The following is an 18,487-nucleotide window of genomic DNA, read 5'->3' on the forward strand; positions in this document are numbered from 1 at the left end:
AATTAACTATAAAATTCTTTCAAAAAATGAACACGAGTCCCATGTTTAACAAAATCATTTTCGCGTAGATATGGCACTGTTCATTTTATATCTTCCAATGGTTTTATAGTAAACAAAGGTTTTTGAATGATTACTATAGCGTTTTAAACATACCCTTAGAATTTTTTATCAAAAGATAATTCTCATTAATGGAGTGGAGTACCTGTAAAAAGATAAGATTCTTTCATTTTATATCATAAGTAAACACCTCTCTTCAAACAAATACAAACGTTTTTGTATTTGTTTATAAAATAAGTAAACATAATGTTGAAAAGTTTGTATTGTTTATGGTAATATGATGAAGTCGATAAACGATATCGTAATTTGTTTGCATTAATAACAAACTATTTGGAGGATTGTTTAGTATGAGTGATATTTCAGAGCGCTTTTGGGAAGCCACAGTTGAGGAACTGAAAAATGGATATGTATTTGAAAAGGAAACAGAAGAATACATTTGTTTAGCTTGTGGAGAAAAATTTATTAAAGGTGTTATTTATCAAGATTACAATGTTTTGTATGAAGCAGAGAAATTCGCACAGTTGCATATTGAAAAGGAACATACATCTATGTTCGACTATTTATTAAGTCTTGATAAGAAGTTTACAGGTTTAACTGACTTACAAAAGAAGATGGTACAGTTTTTTTATATGGGTTTAAATGATAAAGAAATTGTGAAAGAACTGGATGGTGGAAGCACATCAACAATTCGAAATCATCGCTTTACATTACGAGAGAAGATGAAACAGGCTAAGGTGTTTTTAGCGCTAATGGAATTATCAGAAGGAAAATCAAAAGTGCAGTCTAAATTTTTACCAATTCATCGAACAGCTACAATGGTGGATGACAGATATAACATTACAGAAGAAGAGAATGATGAAGTACTGAAATTGCATTTTACAGAAGGATTAGATGGGCCACTTGTTAAATTTCCGAAGAAACAAAAACGCAAACTTATTATATTGAGACATTTAGTGAAAAAGTTTGATAGCAGTGAAAAGTATACAGAAAAAGAAGTGAATCAAATTTTAGAACAAGTGTATCCAGATTTTGTAACTTTAAGAAGATACTTAATTGAATACGGTTTTCTAGATCGAACACCTGATGGAAGGAAATATTGGGTCAAGTTATAAGGGAAGATAAAGAAAGGAGAAAGGAAAATGAATAGAAGAGCAGAATTAAAACAATTATACAAAGAAACAGAGATTGAAGCTGGTGTTTATCGTATTACAAATACAAAAAATAAGAAAATGTATGTCGAGCGTACAATGAATTTAAAGACAATGAGTGGAAGACGTTTTGAACTCAATGTAGGTTCTCATACAAATAGAGCCTTACAAGATGACTGGAAGCAGTACGGTGCAGATGCCTTTGAATTTGAAGTGTTAGAAGTCTTGAAAAAGAAAGAGACTGGGTATTTTAATGCTAAGGAAGAATTGAAAAAATTAGAAGAGAAGTGGCTGAAGGAATTACAGCCATATGGAGAGCGCGGGTACAACCGAGCAGTCTCTTAATAAAAGGAGAAATGAAAGTTGAAATCACCGGCAGATAATATTCAAGAAGGTGTAGAATCACAAGATCAACAAAAGGAAGGGAAGCCGATATGGAAATCAATGTCCATGTTTTTAGTTCCCTTACTTTTAAGTAATGTATTACAATCAGTTGGACAGTTGTTTGGGATGGTAGTAGTAGGGCGATGGCTTGGTGTAAATGATTTAGCTGCCATTTCTGCGTTTTTCCCATTGTTCTTTTTACTTGTTTCATTTGTAATTGGAATTGGTTCGGGTAGTTCTATTTTAATCGGGCAGGCATTTGGTGCTCGTAATGAAGATCGTGTGAAAGCGGTCGTTGGTACAACACTCACATTTACATTTATTATTGGAGCCGTTTTAGCAGTAGTAGGAAGTATATTCGCCATGGATATTATGCGTCTAATGGGGACACCAGAAAACATTATTGATATGAGTGTACACTATGCACGCATTTTATTTATTTCAATGCCAGTCTTATTCTTATATTTTGCATATACAACATTTATGCGAGGGACAGGAGATTCTAAAACGCCATTTTATTTTTTAATAGTTAGTACAGTATTGAACATGCTATTATTACCTGTTCTTATTTTTGGGTGGTTAGGAATGCCGAAACTTGATGTTTATGGAGCGGCTTATGCCTCTGTAATATCAACAGTTATAACATTTGTTGTTATGCTTATTTATTTAAAGAAGAAAAATCATCCATTACAATTGGATGAAACAGTACGGAAATATCTTCGTATGGATTGGGATTTATTAAAGTTATTATTACGCCTCGGTATTCCGGCAAGTATCAATATGATCTTAGTTTCGTTATCTGAAATTGCAGTAATTGCATTTGTAAATCGCTTCGGTTCTGATGCGACCGCAGCCTATGGAGTCGTGAACCAAGTAGCAAGTTATGTACAAATGCCAGCGGTCAGTCTTGGAATTACAGTATCCATTTTCGCTGCACAATCCATTGGTGCGAATCAATTTGATCGATTACAGAAAGTCGTTCGAGCAGGAATTGTGATGAACTATATCATCGGCGGTGTATTAATCGCTCTTATTTACATGTTCTCAAGAGAGATTCTATCACTGTTCCTCACAAGTCCCGATACAATTGAAATCGCGCATAGTTTAGTTATGATTACACTATGGAGCTATTTAATTTTCGGTCATGCACAAATTATTGGTGCGACAATGAGAGCAAGCGGAACCGTACTATGGCCAACCGTTATCGGTGTTGTATCGATTTGGCTTGTAGAAGTACCAGTTGCTTATTTCTTATCATACCATACGGATCTTGGTATAGAAGGTATATGGATTGGCTATCCAGCAGCATTTATTGTAAGTTTAATTTTACAATACGGGTATTATAAGCTTTCGTGGCAGAAGAAGCGAATTACTCGTCTTGTTAGTTAGAAAGTAAATGAAAATGTCCCTAAGATGAAGGCTTAGGGACATTTTCATTTGTATGAGTACAACGAACTCATAAATAACTTTTCAAAGTCACATCAAAATGGTGTCTCATGAGTTTTCCATTATTCATATAGAATTCCCAGGCTTTCTCTGGATCCCCGATAATTTCAAAGGAATTTTCTGTTATATAAAGAGCGCAATTATCCTCTAAAGCAATTCCTTCTATATCACATGCATAGTTTTGTAAGAATAGATGGAAAGCAGTCGCTCTATCCGGTTGATTGTAATGGGGACAGAAGTGTTTGTTTACCATATTCCAGCCGGGGCTTTCTATATAGCCTTCTCCTTTGTAATTTGAACGAAGTCCAGTTGTAAACCAACACATAGCACCAGCGCTATATCCTGCAATGAATGTTTCATTATGCAAGGCTGCTATTAATTTCTCATCTATTTTGTTTTCTTTCCACTTTTCAAGCATATTGATATAATTTCCTCCGCCTAGATAGATGAAATCAGCAAAATGGATCATTTCACTTATTTTATCTTCGTTAGGACTTTCTTTTATACAACGTAGAATGTGAACATTACATTGTAACTGCTTTTCAAATGTTTCTCTGAAGTCTTTTATATAATCTTCATCATCATTGCTTGCCGTTGGGATAAACAATACTCTTGGAGATTGTTTCCCAGTTAACTCTATAAGTCGTTGATTTATATGGAAATGATCTATTTGTTCAAAGTAACCTCCGCCAATTACAGCTAATTTCATAATGAATCACCACCTAATAGATTTTGGTTATTGATAAAGTTTCGCTGTAGAGAAGTTTCTTTCCTTCTGTAACAAAAGATGAAAATGAAAAAGCATGCATGAATAAAGGGAAGGAATGTAAGTTATAGAAGTTTAGTAAAAGAGATTCAATAGAAGGGGACTTTTTGCAAGTTAAGGAAATAATGTCTAAGTAAATTGTAATTCTATATTTGACCTTTCGTTTATTTTATACTACAATTCGTAGTGTGAAAGGAGACATAGTATGTTTACCCAAAACTATAAATTAAATGAACAAGGATTAAACCATTTCTTTGGACCGCTCGAAGCGAAGATTATGGAGATTATTTGGAATACCCCGGTTATTACGATTAAAGAAGTTCAGCAAAAGCTCAGTGAAGAATCTCCAGTGAATTTTAATACAGTAATGACTGTGATGAATCGGTTGGTAGAAAAAGGACACTTACAAAAACAAACGGTAAAAAGAAGCGGTGTATACCGTGCTGTACAAACGAAGGAATCCTTTTTATCAAATCAAACAAAGAAAATGACACAGGAATTAATGGGGGAGTTTGGTAACCTTGTGGTGAATCATATGTTAGATGAGCTGGATCAGGCGGACCCGACTTTAATAAAAAAGCTAGAAGAAAAACTAAATCAACTGAAAAAAGAGGACTAGTATGATGAGGTGGCAAATACGAAAATTAGTATTGTTTGCAAGCATCATTGGCATTCTCTTTTTCGGTATGTTAGTGTATTACGTTACATATCCATTTTTCTTTGGAAATAAGGCATTTTTTCTATCACAGTTTTGTCTATTTGAGTTGCAAAAGCATATGAGAGAATTATCGATCATTCGCATCGTAATGGGGGGCTTGTTATTATTCACCTTATTTATTGTGTGTAAAAGAGTGTGGCGGCAGTTTTTCTATAGCCAAAGATTAAAGCGAAGTCTAGTTGAGATTACTCGTAAAGAGAAACAACTGTACTTGTTGCCATCATTAGAAGTTACGGCGTTTACAATTGGATTGATTCAGCCGAAGATTGTTCTTTCAGAAGGTGTGTTTCAATCGTTTGCAGAAGAGGAAATTGATGCGATTGTTTTGCATGAAGAATATCATCAAAAAAATCGTGATCCGTTAAAATTGTTTCTTTTTACGGTGTTAGCTGAAGGAATGATGTATATTCCGGTATTGAAAGGGATGTTACAGCGTTATCATACGTATCAGGAGCTATTGGCGGACAAATATGCGATGGATCAAATGAAATCATCGTTTGAATTAAGTAGTGCATTGTTAAAATTAATTAAAATAAAAACAGCATCTAATCCGTTTATAACAGCTTCTTTTGCGAAGACGGCAATCAATTTGCGTATTGAGCAAATTGTTAGCTCGTCATCTATAAAGCTTAGCATGCCGTTACATACAAATTCAGTTTATGTGACAATGGGGCTATTCCTCATTTCGTTTGTACTTATTATCGGAGAGTGCATATAGCCTCTTTTTTTAATCCATAACACTACTTCGTGTAGTGTTTTATAGGAGGAATAAAATGAACGCAGCAGATTTAACAATATGGCTTGTAGTAGGCGCAGGGATTCTTTCATTTGTATCACCATGTTCGCTGCCACTATATCCATCTTATTTATCGTATATTACAGGTGTTTCTATTCAAGATTTAAAAGAAAATCGCGGTATGATGCAAAAATCAGCCTTGATACACACATTGTTTTTCATAATTGGTTTTTCCGTCATATTTTACGCATTAGGCCTATCTGTAAGTTGGATTGGTGTAACATTTGTATCTAATCAAAGGCTGATTCAACAAATCGGTGGAATTTTTATCATTATCATGGGCTTGTTTATGGCAGGGATCATTCAGCCGAAATGGCTCATGTCAGAAAAGAAATTTCATTATAAAAGTAAATCGACTGGATATATTCGATCTATTTTTGTCGGTATGACTTATGCAGCTGGGTGGACACCATGTGTAGGTCCGATATTCTCCGCAGTGTTAATGTTAGGTGCGACAAACCCAGATGAGGCGCTGCTTTATATTACAGCTTATACACTTGGTTTTGCGGTTCCATTCTTTGTTATGGCATTTTTTATAGGTAAGGTAAAATGGATTGTTACATATGCTGGTGTCATGATGAAAATTGGCGGCGGTATGATGATTTTGACCGGAGTTTTACTTTATACGAATCAAATGACGAAAATTACAGCATTCTTTATTCGATTATTTGATGGCTTTACAGGATTTTAAAAATAGGGGGAGAGAAAGTGAAGAAACTAATTACAATTATACTTGCGGGGGCACTTCTGTGGGCAGGATTTAATTTTTACAATTCAAAACAAGAAGAAAAAGAACGGAAAGCAAAACAAGCAACGCTGCAAGAGAAAGAAATATTACCTCAAGTAGGATTTAAAGCACCGCAAATTACACTTAAAGGACTAGATGGGAAACTGTATTCATTAAATGATGCAAAAGGAAAACCGTACATTATTAATTTCTGGGCATCATGGTGTGGACCATGTGAAATGGAAGCGCCAGATTTAGTTCGTCTTTATGATAAGTATAAAGAAGACGTTGAAATTTTTGCGGTAAATGCAACAATTGGGGATCCAGTACAAGAAGCAAAGGCGTTTGCAGATCGTTTCGGATTTAAGTTCCCAGTTTTATTAGATATGGATGGAGTGGCTGGACTTGATTATAAAATTGTTTCATTACCAACAACGTTTTTTGTTGATAAAGATGGGATAATTGTAGATCAAACACGAGGAGTATTACCTCCAGATCAATTAGAAAAGAAATTTAAACAATTAATTGAGAAGTAAAAGGGGACATCCTAATGATGATGGACTGGATGGTGAAAGTACAGCCGATTTCTCTTATAGTGGGAAGTTTATTTGGACTTATGTTCATGAAATTAAAAATGAAAAGTCAAGGTATCCCATATGAGAGAATAATGGATGCAGTAACAAATGGAGTTTTTATTATCGTACTAACATGGAAATTTATGCCGACAATTTTGAATCCAGGCTGGGCATTTCAATCACCATGGCAAGCGTTACTCGCTGTAGGAAGTGCCCAACACATTATAATTGGTTGCTTGATTGCTAGTGGATATGTTATATGGAGAAGGAAAAAGGTTAATTTTTCACTTTTCGTTTTACTAGATGCACTTCCTTTTGGGATTGGCAGTATGATTATTTTTTATTTTCTATTTCATCAGCACGTTGGTGTGAGCACTACAATGCCGTGGGGAATGAAACTGTATGATTCGAAATTTTCCTATCATCCTATATATATGTATGAAATTATGATTGCAATCTGCATAATGGGATGGCTGTGGATAAAAAACGAGAGATTAGGAACTAGAAAATACATGAGTTATTTTCTAATTGTAGAAGGGATTGCTCATATATTCATTTCACTTATAAGTGAGCAAGTTCCGTTATTATTCGGTCTGTCTATGCAGCAGATACTTATTTTTGCTGTGATTAGTACAGGTATTTTGTTACTTCCGAAAAAAAACAGCAACATACACAAACTGATGTAAGTGTGTTGCTGTTTTTATAGATTGTATGAATCGGTATCTTCTTATTTTATCTCTCTTTGCAACCATCATTTAGAGGAGTACATTAACAATCAGAATAGCTCAATGTAGATTTTACAGCCAAATAATAAATCGCTTAATCCACTTTAGGAACTTTTTAAACTGACGATTAGTTATTTGGTTGGATTTTACTAGGTACTATATTTATAATCGGTGCACTAACATTTTTGCCTGTGCTCGTGCTTGGACCAATTGCCGAATCTCTGACCATATCATAATTACGTTGCTGCAAAAAAGAAGGGCAATACATATTACTTATGTATTGCCCTTTTACTGTGTTTTGAGCTGAATGTATTAGAAAATAGGTGGGGTAACTGAAAATAAGACAACTGCATTTTGATTAAAATTATTTATCCACTTATGTTTTAAATACGCTGGTATTTTTACACTATCACCAGTTTCTAATATATACCCTTCTTCATCTAAATACACTGTAATCTTTCCTTTTTATTTAAATAAGATTACCTTTAAGATTAGATGAAAAGCAGTTCAATTTACTGTATATTTAATTAGTCATTCTAATAAATGCTAAAATTCTTTGTTATTTTTAACGTGGTTCATTATAGTATAGGTATAAGCTTTTATAAAATATAAAGAGTTACTAATATGAATCGAATACAATTAAGAAGCTTCATTTTACATAATAAGAGGATGTGTATATACAATGTCATTACAGTCAAAATATTTAGCGGGTATTTCACTTGGGGTGATGGGAATTGGCTTTGCTGCAACAATCCCGTTTCAAGGAACGATAGCAGGAGAGATTATACAAGGTGGATTTGAAGCGGGATTAGTAGGTGGACTGGCTGATTGGTTTGCAGTTACAGCGTTATTCCGCCATCCGATGGGGATTCCAATTCCGCATACAGCGCTGCTCCCTAAAAATCGGAAACGGGTTACAAAAGGGCTCATTTCTACACTAGAAAATGAGTGGCTAACGAAGGAAAGTATAACAAGTAAAGTGAAAGAAATGCAGTTATCACAAATGGTGTTGCAGATTGCAGAAAAAGAATTACAATCCGATGCTGTGAAAAAAGGGATTGTTACAATTGCTGAAAAAGCGATTCTTCAAATTGATACCGGAAAGTTAGCTATTGTAATTGAAAAAGAATTAAAAACATATTTACATACGATTAATACAGGAAATATACTGCAAGTGCTTATTGATCAATTGGTTGTGCAAGAATACGATGAAAAAACACTTGATTATATGTTAGTCAAAGCGAAAGAGTGGACGGCCCAAGAGGAGGCTCGTTATCAGCTTGGAAGCTTAGGAATGAAAGCGATGGAAAATATAAAGGTAGATGGATTTTTGCAGTTTACTCTTAAATCGTTCATGAATATTGTGGATGAAGATAAAATTGGAGGGATTTTACAGAAGTTTGTAATTAGTAATATCAGTAGCTTACAAAATCCTGATAATAGTACAAGACAGCTTATATTAATGAAAATTCGTCAAGAACTTATTCATGTTAAGGAAAATGAAGCAGTATTACGAGAACTAGAGAAGTGGAAAGAAAATTGGATTGAAAATTGGAATGCTGCTGAGAAGATAAAGGAATTGTTAGGACAAGCACAAGAAAAAGCAGTTGCTTTTATTAAAAAAGAAGAATTTGCAGATCAATATCTTCTTCCGTTTGTAACGAAACAAATGAACAAAGTGAAAGAAGATCCAGTAACAGTTCAAAAAATGGAAGACTGGTTGCAAAAGCAAATTGTAAACCTTGTTGAAAACAATCATTCTAAGATTGGAAAACTTGTGCAAGAAAATCTTGATAAGTTAGATGATAAAACGCTAATTGAAATGATTGAAAATAACGTAGGTAAAGATCTGCAGTGGATTCGAGTGAATGGTGCTGTTTGTGGTTTTATGATTGGGTTGGTGTTAGAAGGATTGAAGGCGATTATATAGTTATATATGTAGTATTGGAAAAGAGAACATCTTCGCTTTATTATGAAGGTGTTTTTTATTTTATATTTATGATCCAAGTACTCCATGTCAATGTGAATGGTCCTAGTTGGAGTATTCCTGCTGTTTGGTTTAATCGCAATTGGCTTATCGTTAGCGATGGTATCTTTTGCTAAAAGTTCAACTTCTGCCAGCCTCTGCACAAAAAATCGCTGGTTTTCTGCCGCAGCGCTGGTTACTAGACACAGTGGCAAAGTTACAGCAAGGTATGCAGTTTACAGATTTATATTTAAACATTTTAATTTTATTCATTTTTGCGATTGCTTTCTTTTTAATTGCCATCTATAAGTTTGACAGAAATAATGATGCGAGGAATTTATTTAATAGAAAAATGAAATAATATTGTAATTCTTAGTAGAAATAACAAAGGAATTAGCATTCAAAAACGCTCAGAGAATAAACTCGGAGCGTTTTAATTTTTATTGTAGGATATTTTCAGTCCAAGCCTAAATAATCTATAAGTCTTTTTTTAAATAGTAATGCTTAAAGTCTCTGCCGACATTATCAAGGACACCAAACACTTGATAACCGTGCTTTTTATAAAAATCTAATGCTTGAAAACTTAAAGTATCTACTTTTATGAAGTCGCAATTCTTTTCTAAAGCTATTTGTTCGATTTCTAATAAGAGTTTAGTTCCATATCCTAGTTGACGTATGTCTTCATCAATCATAAAAGTATGAATCTCTAACCAATTCCAGCAAATTTCACCTAATATTCCTCCGTGAATCTTACTGTTTTCATCCTTAAGAAATAAATGAATCTCTTGGTATCTGCCTCTTAAATCTACTGGGAAATGCTTTAAGTTATATTCATAAAGCTGATTGTTAATGTAATTTTTATCCGTTCCACTTAATTCTTTTGTAATATGTAAATCCATTCATTTCTCCTCCTACAACTTTTCTTGAATAAGTATCGTCATCATCTCAATATACTTATTCTAACATGAGTTTCCTAATATTCTGTTTTTTTTATATCCAAAATAGCCACTGAAACTATCCTTCAATTTAGGTATTCAACATCTATTGTTAATGTGTTGAAAGTAATACCATTTAGAGTATTATTTTAATTGTTCAAACCATATAACATTTAAAAAGCGAGAATAAACTATATGAAATTTCACACTCAGAACCGTGTTTTTCAATTAAAATATCCTTTGAAGGATAAATAAAGATGGTTGAGGAGGAATTGGAGTGAATCGTCAAACTGCTATTCGTGAGATTGTAGAGCGTATGTTCATACTTCAATTAAATCATCCTATAAGAGTAGGTGTTAGTGGTATAACAGCCTCAGGGAAAACAACATTTGCAAATGAGTTGCAGAAAGAAATTCATTTGCAAGGAAGAAAAGTAATCCGGACGAGTATAGATAATTTCCACAATCCAAGGATAGTTAGATATTCACAAGGAGAAGAATCAGCTAAAGGATATTATGAAGATGCTCATGATTATAAAGCATTTGCTGAGCGATTATTGATTCCGTTAGGACCTGATGGAGATATGCGATATGTGATGAAATCACATGATTTAGAAACGGATATGTATATTAAAACGGAATCCATACTCGCTTCAAAAGATATGGTATTTATAATAGATGGTACTTTTTTATTAAAAAAAGAGCTTCAACATTTATTTGATTATAAAATATTTGTAGAAACGGATTTTGAAATCGCGAGAGAACGTGGTTCAAGTCGTGAAGCGAAAGCCTTTGGGAATAAGGAGAAGGCAGAGGAAATGTTTTTACAAAGATATCATGCGGCTTGTCATATGTACATGGAAGAGCACGCACCAAAGCAATGTGCAGATGTAGTTTTTATGAATAATGATATTGAAGCTCCGAGGGTTGTATTTCAGAATTTGTGATTTTAGCAATGGTATTAGTAGCAGTTAGTATAAGAGTATTTCATGAATTGTGGATAATAGGAGTGTTATTTTTTATATACCGTTATGATAGTATTTTTTAGAAAGTGTAAGGTGTGGCGAAATACCACACCTATACAACAGTAGTTGGAGAAAGCTATTTTTCGTCTACGAGTTCTGTTAATTCGTGATTAATTAATGTGCCAACATGCTCACCTAAACATATTTTCTTCATAACCCCTGGTTCATCGAAATTAAAAACATGAGCTGGTAAATGATAGTCACGAGCAAGTAATAAGGCTGATTGGTCCATCACTTTGATGTTGTTCCGAACAACATCATTATAATTTAAATGCCGATACATTTTTGCTGATTTATTTCGTTTCGGATCACTTGTGAAGACGCCATCTACACCTTGTTTTGCGACTAAAATCGCATCGCTATTCATTTCAATTGCTCGCTGGACACTTGGGTAATCTGTTGTAACGAACGGTTGCCCATTTCCACCGCCAAAGATGACGATATATCCTTTTTCTAAATGGTGAACGGCTCGTAAACGAATATAGGGCTCTGCCACCGCTGTAAACGGGATAGATGTCATAACGCGCACTTCTTTATCTGTCTTGCTTGTGAGTACGCCTCGTAGCATTAAACTATTCATAATTGTACCTAATGTCCCTATATTATCCGCTTCCACGCGGTCAATCCCCCATTCCTCAGCTAAATTGCCCCTGAAAATGTTACCCCCGCCAACGACAAGAGAAACTTCAATACCTAAATCGACAATTGATAAAATCTCAGTTGCGATATGTTCTAAACGTTTGGAACCGAAACTATTTCCATCTTGGTCAGCTAGAGCGCCGCCGCTGAGTTTAATTAAAACACGATTGTATGGCTTCATTATCATCACTCCTTATTTAAAGCAAAGTTTTTCTCAGTGGGGTCCGTAACCATCACTGAGAATTAGTCCTCATCATATTGGGTTCTTATAGGTAGTTTATTCCTGACCTAATTACTTTGCTCATGTGGCATTTTTGCGTATCAAGGTGCAATAAAAAAGGAGCAGAGGCGAATGCCTTTGCTCCTTTACGAGAAAATGAAATAGAAAAGGAAGATCTATAATGAAATCTTTTGTATGATTCTTCATAACATCCACTCCTTTTCATTTCAATTAGTTTTGAATAAATGTATCTTTTAGATTATACAAAATAATCTGATGTTTTACCAATACTATTTTATTTCTTTATCGTCAGAATGTGTCAATGAATATTTAGAGAAAAAAATTCAAATCTTTTGTGACAAACTTGTAGGTTTTTGTCTGATTTTGTAGGTTCGCCTATATCATGTGAGTAAGCTTTTATCATTATAAATTGAAAGCGTTCGCATGAAGGGGATGAAAATAATATGAAAAAATTCGGATTGGCAACACAAATATTTGTTGCACTTGTTTTAGGGATTGTAGTAGGGGCAATCTTTTATGGCAATAAAACAGCGATTTCTTATATCACACCAATTGGGGATATATTTATTCATTTAATTAAGATGATTGTGGTACCAATTGTTATTTCAGCACTGGTTGTTGCGGTAGCTGGTGTAGGGGATATGAAAAAGCTTGGAAAGCTGGGCGGTAAGACAATTCTTTATTTTGAAATTATTACGACAATCGCAATTTTAATGGGATTAATCGCAGCGAACGTGTTCCATCCGGGAACGGGCGTTGATATGAATAGCCTACAACAAAGTGATATTTCATCATACAAAGAAACTGCTGATGCAACGCAGAAAAAAGGCTTTGCAGAAACGATTGTTCACATTGTACCGACAAACGTATTTGAATCACTGGCACAAGGTGATTTATTACCGATTATTTTCTTCTCAGTGCTATTTGGTTTAGGAGTTGCAGCAATTGGTGAGAAAGGAAAGCCAGTTTTTAATTTCTTTGAAGGTGTGCTCGAAGCGATGTTTTGGGTCACAAACCAAGTTATGAAATTTGCTCCGTTTGGTGTATTTGCACTGATTGCTGTTACGGTTGCGAAGTTTGGTGTGGCAACACTACTTCCTTTAGGAAAATTAGTGCTAGCTGTGTATGTAACTGTTATACTATTTGTTATTGTTGTATTAGGTATTAATGCACGTATGGTAGGAGTAAACATTTTTACATTAATGAAAATTTTAAAAGAAGAACTTATCCTTTCGTTTACAACAGCAAGTTCAGAAGCTGTTTTACCTAATATTATGAGAAAAATGGAAGAGTTCGGTTGTCCGAAGGCGGTTGCTTCTTTTGTTATTCCAACAGGGTATACATTTAATTTAACTGGTTCGGCCATTTACCAAGCATTAGCAGCATTGTTTGTCGCCCAAATGTACGGTGTACACATGTCATTAACGGAGCAAGTTACATTATTATTCGTTTTAATGTTAACGTCAAAAGGTATGGCTGGGGTTCCAGGTGCTTCATTTGTTGTTGTATTAGCAACATTAGGTTCAATGGGATTACCATTAGAAGGTATTGCCTTAATTGCTGGTATTGACCGCATTTTAGATATGATTCGCTCATCTGTCAACGTGTTAGGAAACGCACTAGCAGCTATTGTTATGTCAAAATGGGAAGGCGAATTTGATCATGAGAAAGCAAAACAATATGTAGAAACTGTCAAACAAACAGAAGCAGCATAAGAAATAGATAAGGAGTGGTAATGGTGGCAACATTAACTGAAACTACAAAAAATGTACGAATTGAAAAAGATTTTTTAGGTGAAAAAGAAGTACCAATGCATGCTTATTACGGAGTGCAAACAATGCGTGCTGTAGAAAACTTCCCGATCACAGGCTATAAAATTCATGATGGTTTAATTAAAGCATTTGCGATTGTTAAAAAGGCAGCTGCACTTGCTAATATAGATGTAGGAAGATTGGAATTGAAAAAAGGCGGTGCTATTGCCGAAGCTGCACAAGAAATTCTTGACGGGAAATGGCATGATCATTTCATCGTCGATCCAATTCAGGGCGGAGCAGGAACTTCAATGAATATGAATGCAAATGAGGTAATTGCTAATCGTGCCCTTGAATTATTAGAGATGGAAAAGGGAGACTATCATTATATTAGCCCAAATAGTCATGTGAATATGGCACAGTCAACAAATGATGCATTTCCAACAGCAATTCATATTGCAACATTAAATGCATTAGAAGTATTACTACAAACGATGGGTTATATGCATGATGTGTTTGAATTAAAAGCTGAGCAATTTGATCATGTGATTAAAATGGGACGCACACATTTACAAGATGCTGTACCAATTCGTCTTGGACAAGAATTTAAAGCATATGCTCGTGTAATTGAACGCGATATAAAACGAATTCAGCAATCTCGTCAACATTTATATGAAGTAAATATGGGAGCAACAGCAGTAGGTACAGGATTAAATGCAGATCCAGAGTACATTGAAGCGGTAGTGAAACATTTAGCTTCAATTAGTGAGCTACCTCTTGTTGGAGCGGAAGATTTAGTAGATGCAACGCAAAATACAGATGCATATACGGAAGTATCAGCTGCGCTGAAAGTATGTATGATGAATATGTCTAAAATTGCAAATGATCTTCGCTTAATGGCGTCAGGCCCACGTGTTGGATTAGCAGAAATTATGTTGCCAGCTCGTCAACCGGGTTCATCTATTATGCCAGGGAAAGTAAACCCTGTTATGCCGGAAGTGATTAATCAAATCGCGTTCCAAGTAATCGGTAATGATCATACGATTTGCCTTGCTTCAGAAGCAGGCCAATTAGAGCTAAACGTTATGGAACCAGTACTTGTCTTTAATTTACTTCAATCGATTAGCATTATGAATAATGGTTTCCGTGCCTTTACAGATAATTGCCTAAAAGGAATTGAAGCGAATGAGGGACGCTTGAAAGAATATGTTGAGAAAAGCGTTGGTATTATCACGGCTGTGAATCCGCATATTGGATACGAAGCAGCAGCTCGCGTTGCGAAAGAAGCAATTGCGACAGGACAGTCTGTCAGGGAGCTTTGTGTGAAAAATGGTGTTTTATCACAAGAAGAATTAGATTTAATTTTAGATCCATATGAAATGACACATCCGGGGATTGCGGGAGCAGCTCTTCTAAAGAAAAATTAAAAGAAGAGGGGACATTCCCCTCTTTTTTGTTTACAATATAGAAGTGGTATATATGAATAAAGGTAGGGATGGTATGAGTAAATTTACGGTTTCCTCTAATGGCGCATTAGAAACAACATTAAGAGGAGTAGAAGTATTAGCAACACCACTTTTAAATAAAGGTGTCGCTTTCACAAAAGAAGAAAGAGAAGAACTAGGATTAAAAGGGCTATTACCGCCAGCGGTATTAACATTAGATGAGCAAGCGCGCCGTGCATATGAACAATTTAGTTCACAGCCAGATGACTTATTAAAGAATGTATACTTAACAGCACTCCATGATCGAAATGAAGTATTATTTTATCGACTATTGACAGATCATTTACGAGAAATGCTTCCAATTGTATATACGCCAACTGTTGGTGTAGCCATTCAAAGATATAGTCATGAGTATCGCAAACCGCGTGGAATTTATTTATCCATTAATGATCCTTCTGGTATTGAAGAAGCGTTTTCTAATATTGGTGCAACGGCTGAAAATATTGATCTGGTCGTTGTAACAGATGGAGAAGGAATATTAGGAATTGGTGACTGGGGCGTTGGAGGTATTAATATCGCTATCGGAAAGCTAGCTGTTTATACGGCGGCGGTTGGAATCGATCCTAGTCGTGTATTACCTGTCATTTTAGATGTAGGAACGAACCGAGAGGATCTTTTAAATAATCCGTTTTATATTGGAAACCGTCATCCTCGTATAACTGGAGAGGCCTATGATACATTTATCGATACATTTGTAAAAGCTGTATGTAACAAGTTCCCAAAAGCATTACTACATTGGGAAGACTTTAGTTCACGTAATGCACGTAAAATTTTAGATAAATATCGTAATCATGTATGTACATTTAACGATGATATTCAAGGAACTGGTGCAGTTTCACTTGCAGCTGTATTATCAGCAGTGAAAGCTTCTAATGTTCCTTTATGTGAACATCGTGTTGTAGTATTTGGTGCTGGAACAGCTGGAATCGGGATTGCTGATCAAGTGCGAGATGCAATGGTTCGCGAAGGTTTATCAGAAGAAGAAGCAAATGAGCGTTTCTGGTGCATTGATCGAAATGGTTTACTTACAGATAACATGAAGGATCTTCTGGATTTCCAAAATCCATACGCTCGTAAAGAATCAGAAGTGCGAGAGTGGAAACAAAATGAAACAATTGGACTTGCAGAAGTTGTAAAGCATGTAAGGCCAACAATTTTAATTGGTACATCAACGGTAGCTGGAGCCTTTACAGAAGAAATAATTAAAGAAATGGCTTCTCATGTAGACAGACCAATTATTTTACCAATGTCTAATCCAACACCACTTGCAGAAGCAAAACCAATAGATTTAATCCATTGGACAGAAGGACGAGCGTTAGTGGCAACTGGAAGTCCATTTGAGCCAGTTACATATGATGGTGTTACGTATGTAATTGGACAATCCAATAATGCGCTGATCTTCCCAGGGCTTGGTCTTGGAACAATTGTTGTTCGTTCGAGTGTAATGACAGATGGTATGTTTGCAGCAGCGGCAGAAGCAGTAGCAAGCATGGTAGATACGAGTCAGCCAGGAGCACCTATTCTTCCGGAAGTAGAAGAACTCCGTAACATTTCAGAGATAGTAGCAGTTGAAGTAGCCAAAGCAGCAGTTGCTGAAGGTGTTGCTCGCGAGGAACTCAGTGATAACGATATCAGAAAAGCTGTTAAAGAAGCAATGTGGCATCCTGTATATCGACAAGTAAAAGCAGCAAAACAGGTAACGCTATAGAAATGAAGCCCGTTTATATGATAAGCGGGCTTTCTTTGTAAATATAATTCATAAATAGGAAGTGGCATCTTTGAATTGGAATCAATTGTGGAAGAAAGATATGTCCCTTTTAATCATTTTAGTGTTAATTGTTCCAATAGCTGGAGAACTGAATTTTCATCCGTTTAATGATACATTCCGTGTTAGTTTTGGGACACCGATTTTTTTCTTTTTACTATTGTTTTTACGGAGAATACCAGCTATTGTAGCAGGTTTACTCGTTGGGCTATCCGTTGCCATATTTCGAATTAGCCTTGATTGGATGTTGCAAGGAACCTTTGATTTAGCAGAGTCTTTTTATTTGCGTTATCCAGTCTTCTTTTATTATTTTATTTATGGAAGTCTGTTTTCTTTATGTAGAGTAAATAGGTTTCATCAAAAACCGTTCATCATAGGATGTTTTGGTATTTCAATTGAAATTATATCAAGTATGTCAGAACTTGCTTTTAATCACTTTTTGGTACTTGGTACAACGATCACAGTTTCAGAAGTAAATAAACTGATTATTATCGCTGTTTTTCGAAGCTTTTTTGCCCTTGGGTTCTTAAATATGATGAGTTTATATGAAACAAGATTAAAAGAAGCGCAGGTTCGGAAAGAAAATGAAAAAATGTTGATGCATCTTTCTAATTTATATGTGGAATCTGTTCATTTAAAAAAGACACTTCAAAATGCAGAATTAATTACACAAGAAGCATATCAATTATATCGGAATTTGCAAGCTAGTAATGATGCAAGTAGCATAGAAATGCATAGTAAAAAAGTGTTGAAAATTGCTGGAGAAGTACACGAAATAAAAAAAGATAATCAAAGGATTTTTGCGGGATTATCAAAACTTTTATTAGATAAAAATCTTTCTGAATACATAGAAGGTCATGAGCTTACTGAAATGATTGTCAGGATAAATGAGAAGTACGCTCAGCTATTAGGGAAAGGAATAACATTTTCTAAAAAGATAGAAGGTGAGCATGGGCAATACCATGTTTATACTGTATTGTCGATTTTAAATAATTTAGTTGCAAATGCTGTTGAAGCAATTGAAAATGTAGGTACAATTACGATAACGGCTAATCAACGAGATGAAACTGTGATATTTGAAGTGATAGATAATGGTCCTGGTATTACACCAAAGTATAAGGAGCTAGTATTTAAACCAGGGTTTACTTCAAAATATGATCAAACAGGAACACCGTCGACAGGAATTGGTCTTTCCTATATAAAGGAAATGGTGACGGAACTGGGAGGAGAAGTAACGCTTCAGAGCGGAGATTATGAAAGAGGCTGTAAGTTTATTGTAAGGCTACCGAAGTGTAGTTTAATGAGGGAGGAGGCATAAG

The 18,487-nt window shown here is 35.1% G+C and carries 17 protein-coding genes and 3 pseudogenes; 16 read left to right on the forward strand and 4 right to left on the reverse strand.

Annotated elements, in window-relative coordinates:
• The first annotated feature begins 404 nt into the window (after nt 1-404).
• From J4P91_RS02710 to J4P91_RS02720, 3 genes are read left to right on the forward strand one after another with little or no spacing between them, the layout of a single operon-like run.
• Entirely contained in the window at nt 405-1,169 is a 765-nt protein-coding gene (locus J4P91_RS02710; RefSeq protein WP_207992843.1) for a DUF2087 domain-containing protein, read from the forward strand.
• A 27-nt stretch (nt 1,170-1,196) separates the two neighbouring features.
• Entirely contained in the window at nt 1,197-1,550 is a 354-nt protein-coding gene (locus J4P91_RS02715) for a GIY-YIG nuclease family protein (RefSeq protein WP_207992844.1), read from the forward strand.
• Nucleotides 1,551-1,568: 18 nt separating this feature from the next.
• Complete coding sequence (locus J4P91_RS02720) at nt 1,569-2,978, forward strand: MATE family efflux transporter (protein WP_207992845.1); 1,410 nt, start codon at nt 1,569-1,571, stop codon at nt 2,976-2,978.
• Between the two features lie 67 nt (nt 2,979-3,045).
• Here the strand turns inward: J4P91_RS02720 and J4P91_RS02725 are convergent, their stop codons facing one another.
• On the reverse strand, nt 3,046-3,744 hold the full coding sequence (locus J4P91_RS02725) for a Type 1 glutamine amidotransferase-like domain-containing protein (protein WP_207992846.1): 699 nt from the start codon (nt 3,742-3,744) through the stop codon (nt 3,046-3,048).
• 262 nt (nt 3,745-4,006) lie between these two features.
• On the opposite strand from J4P91_RS02725, the gene J4P91_RS02730 reads away from it, so the two are divergent.
• The 6 genes and pseudogenes from J4P91_RS02730 to J4P91_RS02755 all read left to right on the forward strand — a co-directional run.
• The gene (locus tag J4P91_RS02730; RefSeq protein ID WP_207992847.1) at nt 4,007-4,420 is read left to right on the forward strand and encodes a BlaI/MecI/CopY family transcriptional regulator; all 414 of its coding nucleotides are present in this window, start codon (nt 4,007-4,009) and stop codon (nt 4,418-4,420) included.
• A gap of 4 nt (nt 4,421-4,424) precedes the next feature.
• Nucleotides 4,425-5,237 (forward strand): M56 family metallopeptidase, encoded by an 813-nt coding sequence (locus J4P91_RS02735; protein WP_207992937.1) that lies wholly within the window; start codon nt 4,425-4,427, stop codon nt 5,235-5,237.
• A gap of 55 nt (nt 5,238-5,292) precedes the next feature.
• Nucleotides 5,293-6,006 carry a cytochrome c biogenesis CcdA family protein gene (locus J4P91_RS02740; protein ID WP_207992848.1) on the forward strand — a complete coding sequence of 238 codons (714 nt, stop codon included), beginning with the start codon at nt 5,293-5,295 and terminating at the stop codon, nt 6,004-6,006.
• A 17-nt stretch (nt 6,007-6,023) separates the two neighbouring features.
• Entirely contained in the window at nt 6,024-6,578 is a 555-nt protein-coding gene (locus J4P91_RS02745) for a TlpA family protein disulfide reductase (RefSeq protein WP_207992849.1), read from the forward strand.
• A 17-nt stretch (nt 6,579-6,595) separates the two neighbouring features.
• Nucleotides 6,596-7,303 carry a prolipoprotein diacylglyceryl transferase family protein gene (locus tag J4P91_RS02750; RefSeq protein ID WP_207992938.1) on the forward strand — a complete coding sequence of 236 codons (708 nt, stop codon included), beginning with the start codon at nt 6,596-6,598 and terminating at the stop codon, nt 7,301-7,303.
• Between the two features lie 170 nt (nt 7,304-7,473).
• Nucleotides 7,474-7,578: pseudogene (locus tag J4P91_RS02755) on the forward strand (potassium-transporting ATPase subunit KdpA); the annotation flags it as partial.
• A gap of 76 nt (nt 7,579-7,654) precedes the next feature.
• On the opposite strand, the pseudogene J4P91_RS02760 reads toward J4P91_RS02755, so the two are convergent.
• A pseudogene (locus J4P91_RS02760) lies at nt 7,655-7,804 on the reverse strand (cupin domain-containing protein); the annotation flags it as partial.
• 220 nt (nt 7,805-8,024) lie between these two features.
• On the opposite strand from J4P91_RS02760, the gene J4P91_RS02765 reads away from it, so the two are divergent.
• Nucleotides 8,025-9,272, forward strand: coding sequence for a DUF445 domain-containing protein (locus J4P91_RS02765; RefSeq protein ID WP_207992850.1), 1,248 nt, complete (start codon nt 8,025-8,027; stop codon nt 9,270-9,272).
• A 199-nt stretch (nt 9,273-9,471) separates the two neighbouring features.
• Nucleotides 9,472-9,669: pseudogene (locus J4P91_RS29660) on the forward strand (hypothetical protein); the annotation flags it as partial.
• Nucleotides 9,670-9,784: 115 nt separating this feature from the next.
• Here the strand turns inward: J4P91_RS29660 and J4P91_RS02775 are convergent.
• Nucleotides 9,785-10,207: a GNAT family N-acetyltransferase gene (locus J4P91_RS02775; protein ID WP_207992852.1), complete on the reverse strand. Its 423-nt coding sequence runs from the start codon at nt 10,205-10,207 to the stop codon at nt 9,785-9,787.
• A gap of 313 nt (nt 10,208-10,520) precedes the next feature.
• Between J4P91_RS02775 and J4P91_RS02780 the strand changes: the two genes are divergently transcribed.
• Nucleotides 10,521-11,189 carry a nucleoside/nucleotide kinase family protein gene (locus J4P91_RS02780; RefSeq protein ID WP_207992853.1) on the forward strand — a complete coding sequence of 223 codons (669 nt, stop codon included), beginning with the start codon at nt 10,521-10,523 and terminating at the stop codon, nt 11,187-11,189.
• Nucleotides 11,190-11,343: 154 nt separating this feature from the next.
• Here J4P91_RS02780 and pyrH read toward each other — a convergent pair whose 3' ends face one another.
• Nucleotides 11,344-12,087 (reverse strand): UMP kinase, encoded by a 744-nt coding sequence (pyrH, locus tag J4P91_RS02785; RefSeq protein ID WP_207992854.1) that lies wholly within the window; start codon nt 12,085-12,087, stop codon nt 11,344-11,346.
• Between the two features lie 503 nt (nt 12,088-12,590).
• On the opposite strand from pyrH, the gene J4P91_RS02790 reads away from it, so the two are divergent.
• The 4 genes from J4P91_RS02790 (at nt 12,591) to J4P91_RS02805 (ending at nt 18,486) form a co-directional block, all read left to right on the forward strand.
• Complete coding sequence (locus J4P91_RS02790) at nt 12,591-13,862, forward strand: cation:dicarboxylate symporter family transporter (protein WP_207992855.1); 1,272 nt, start codon at nt 12,591-12,593, stop codon at nt 13,860-13,862.
• Nucleotides 13,863-13,882: 20 nt separating this feature from the next.
• A complete protein-coding gene (gene aspA / locus J4P91_RS02795) occupies nt 13,883-15,325 on the forward strand; it encodes an aspartate ammonia-lyase (RefSeq protein ID WP_207992856.1) in 1,443 nt (480 codons plus the stop codon).
• Between the two features lie 52 nt (nt 15,326-15,377).
• Entirely contained in the window at nt 15,378-17,111 is a 1,734-nt protein-coding gene (malS, locus tag J4P91_RS02800; protein WP_207992857.1) for an oxaloacetate-decarboxylating malate dehydrogenase, read from the forward strand.
• A gap of 61 nt (nt 17,112-17,172) precedes the next feature.
• Nucleotides 17,173-18,486, forward strand: coding sequence for an ATP-binding protein (locus J4P91_RS02805; RefSeq protein WP_207992858.1), 1,314 nt, complete (start codon nt 17,173-17,175; stop codon nt 18,484-18,486).
• The last annotated feature ends 1 nt before the right edge of the window (nt 18,487 follow it).

This window comes from Bacillus sp. XF8 (assembly GCF_017498755.1).
In the GTDB taxonomy this organism is placed as follows: domain Bacteria; phylum Bacillota; class Bacilli; order Bacillales; family Bacillaceae_G; genus Bacillus_A; species Bacillus_A bingmayongensis.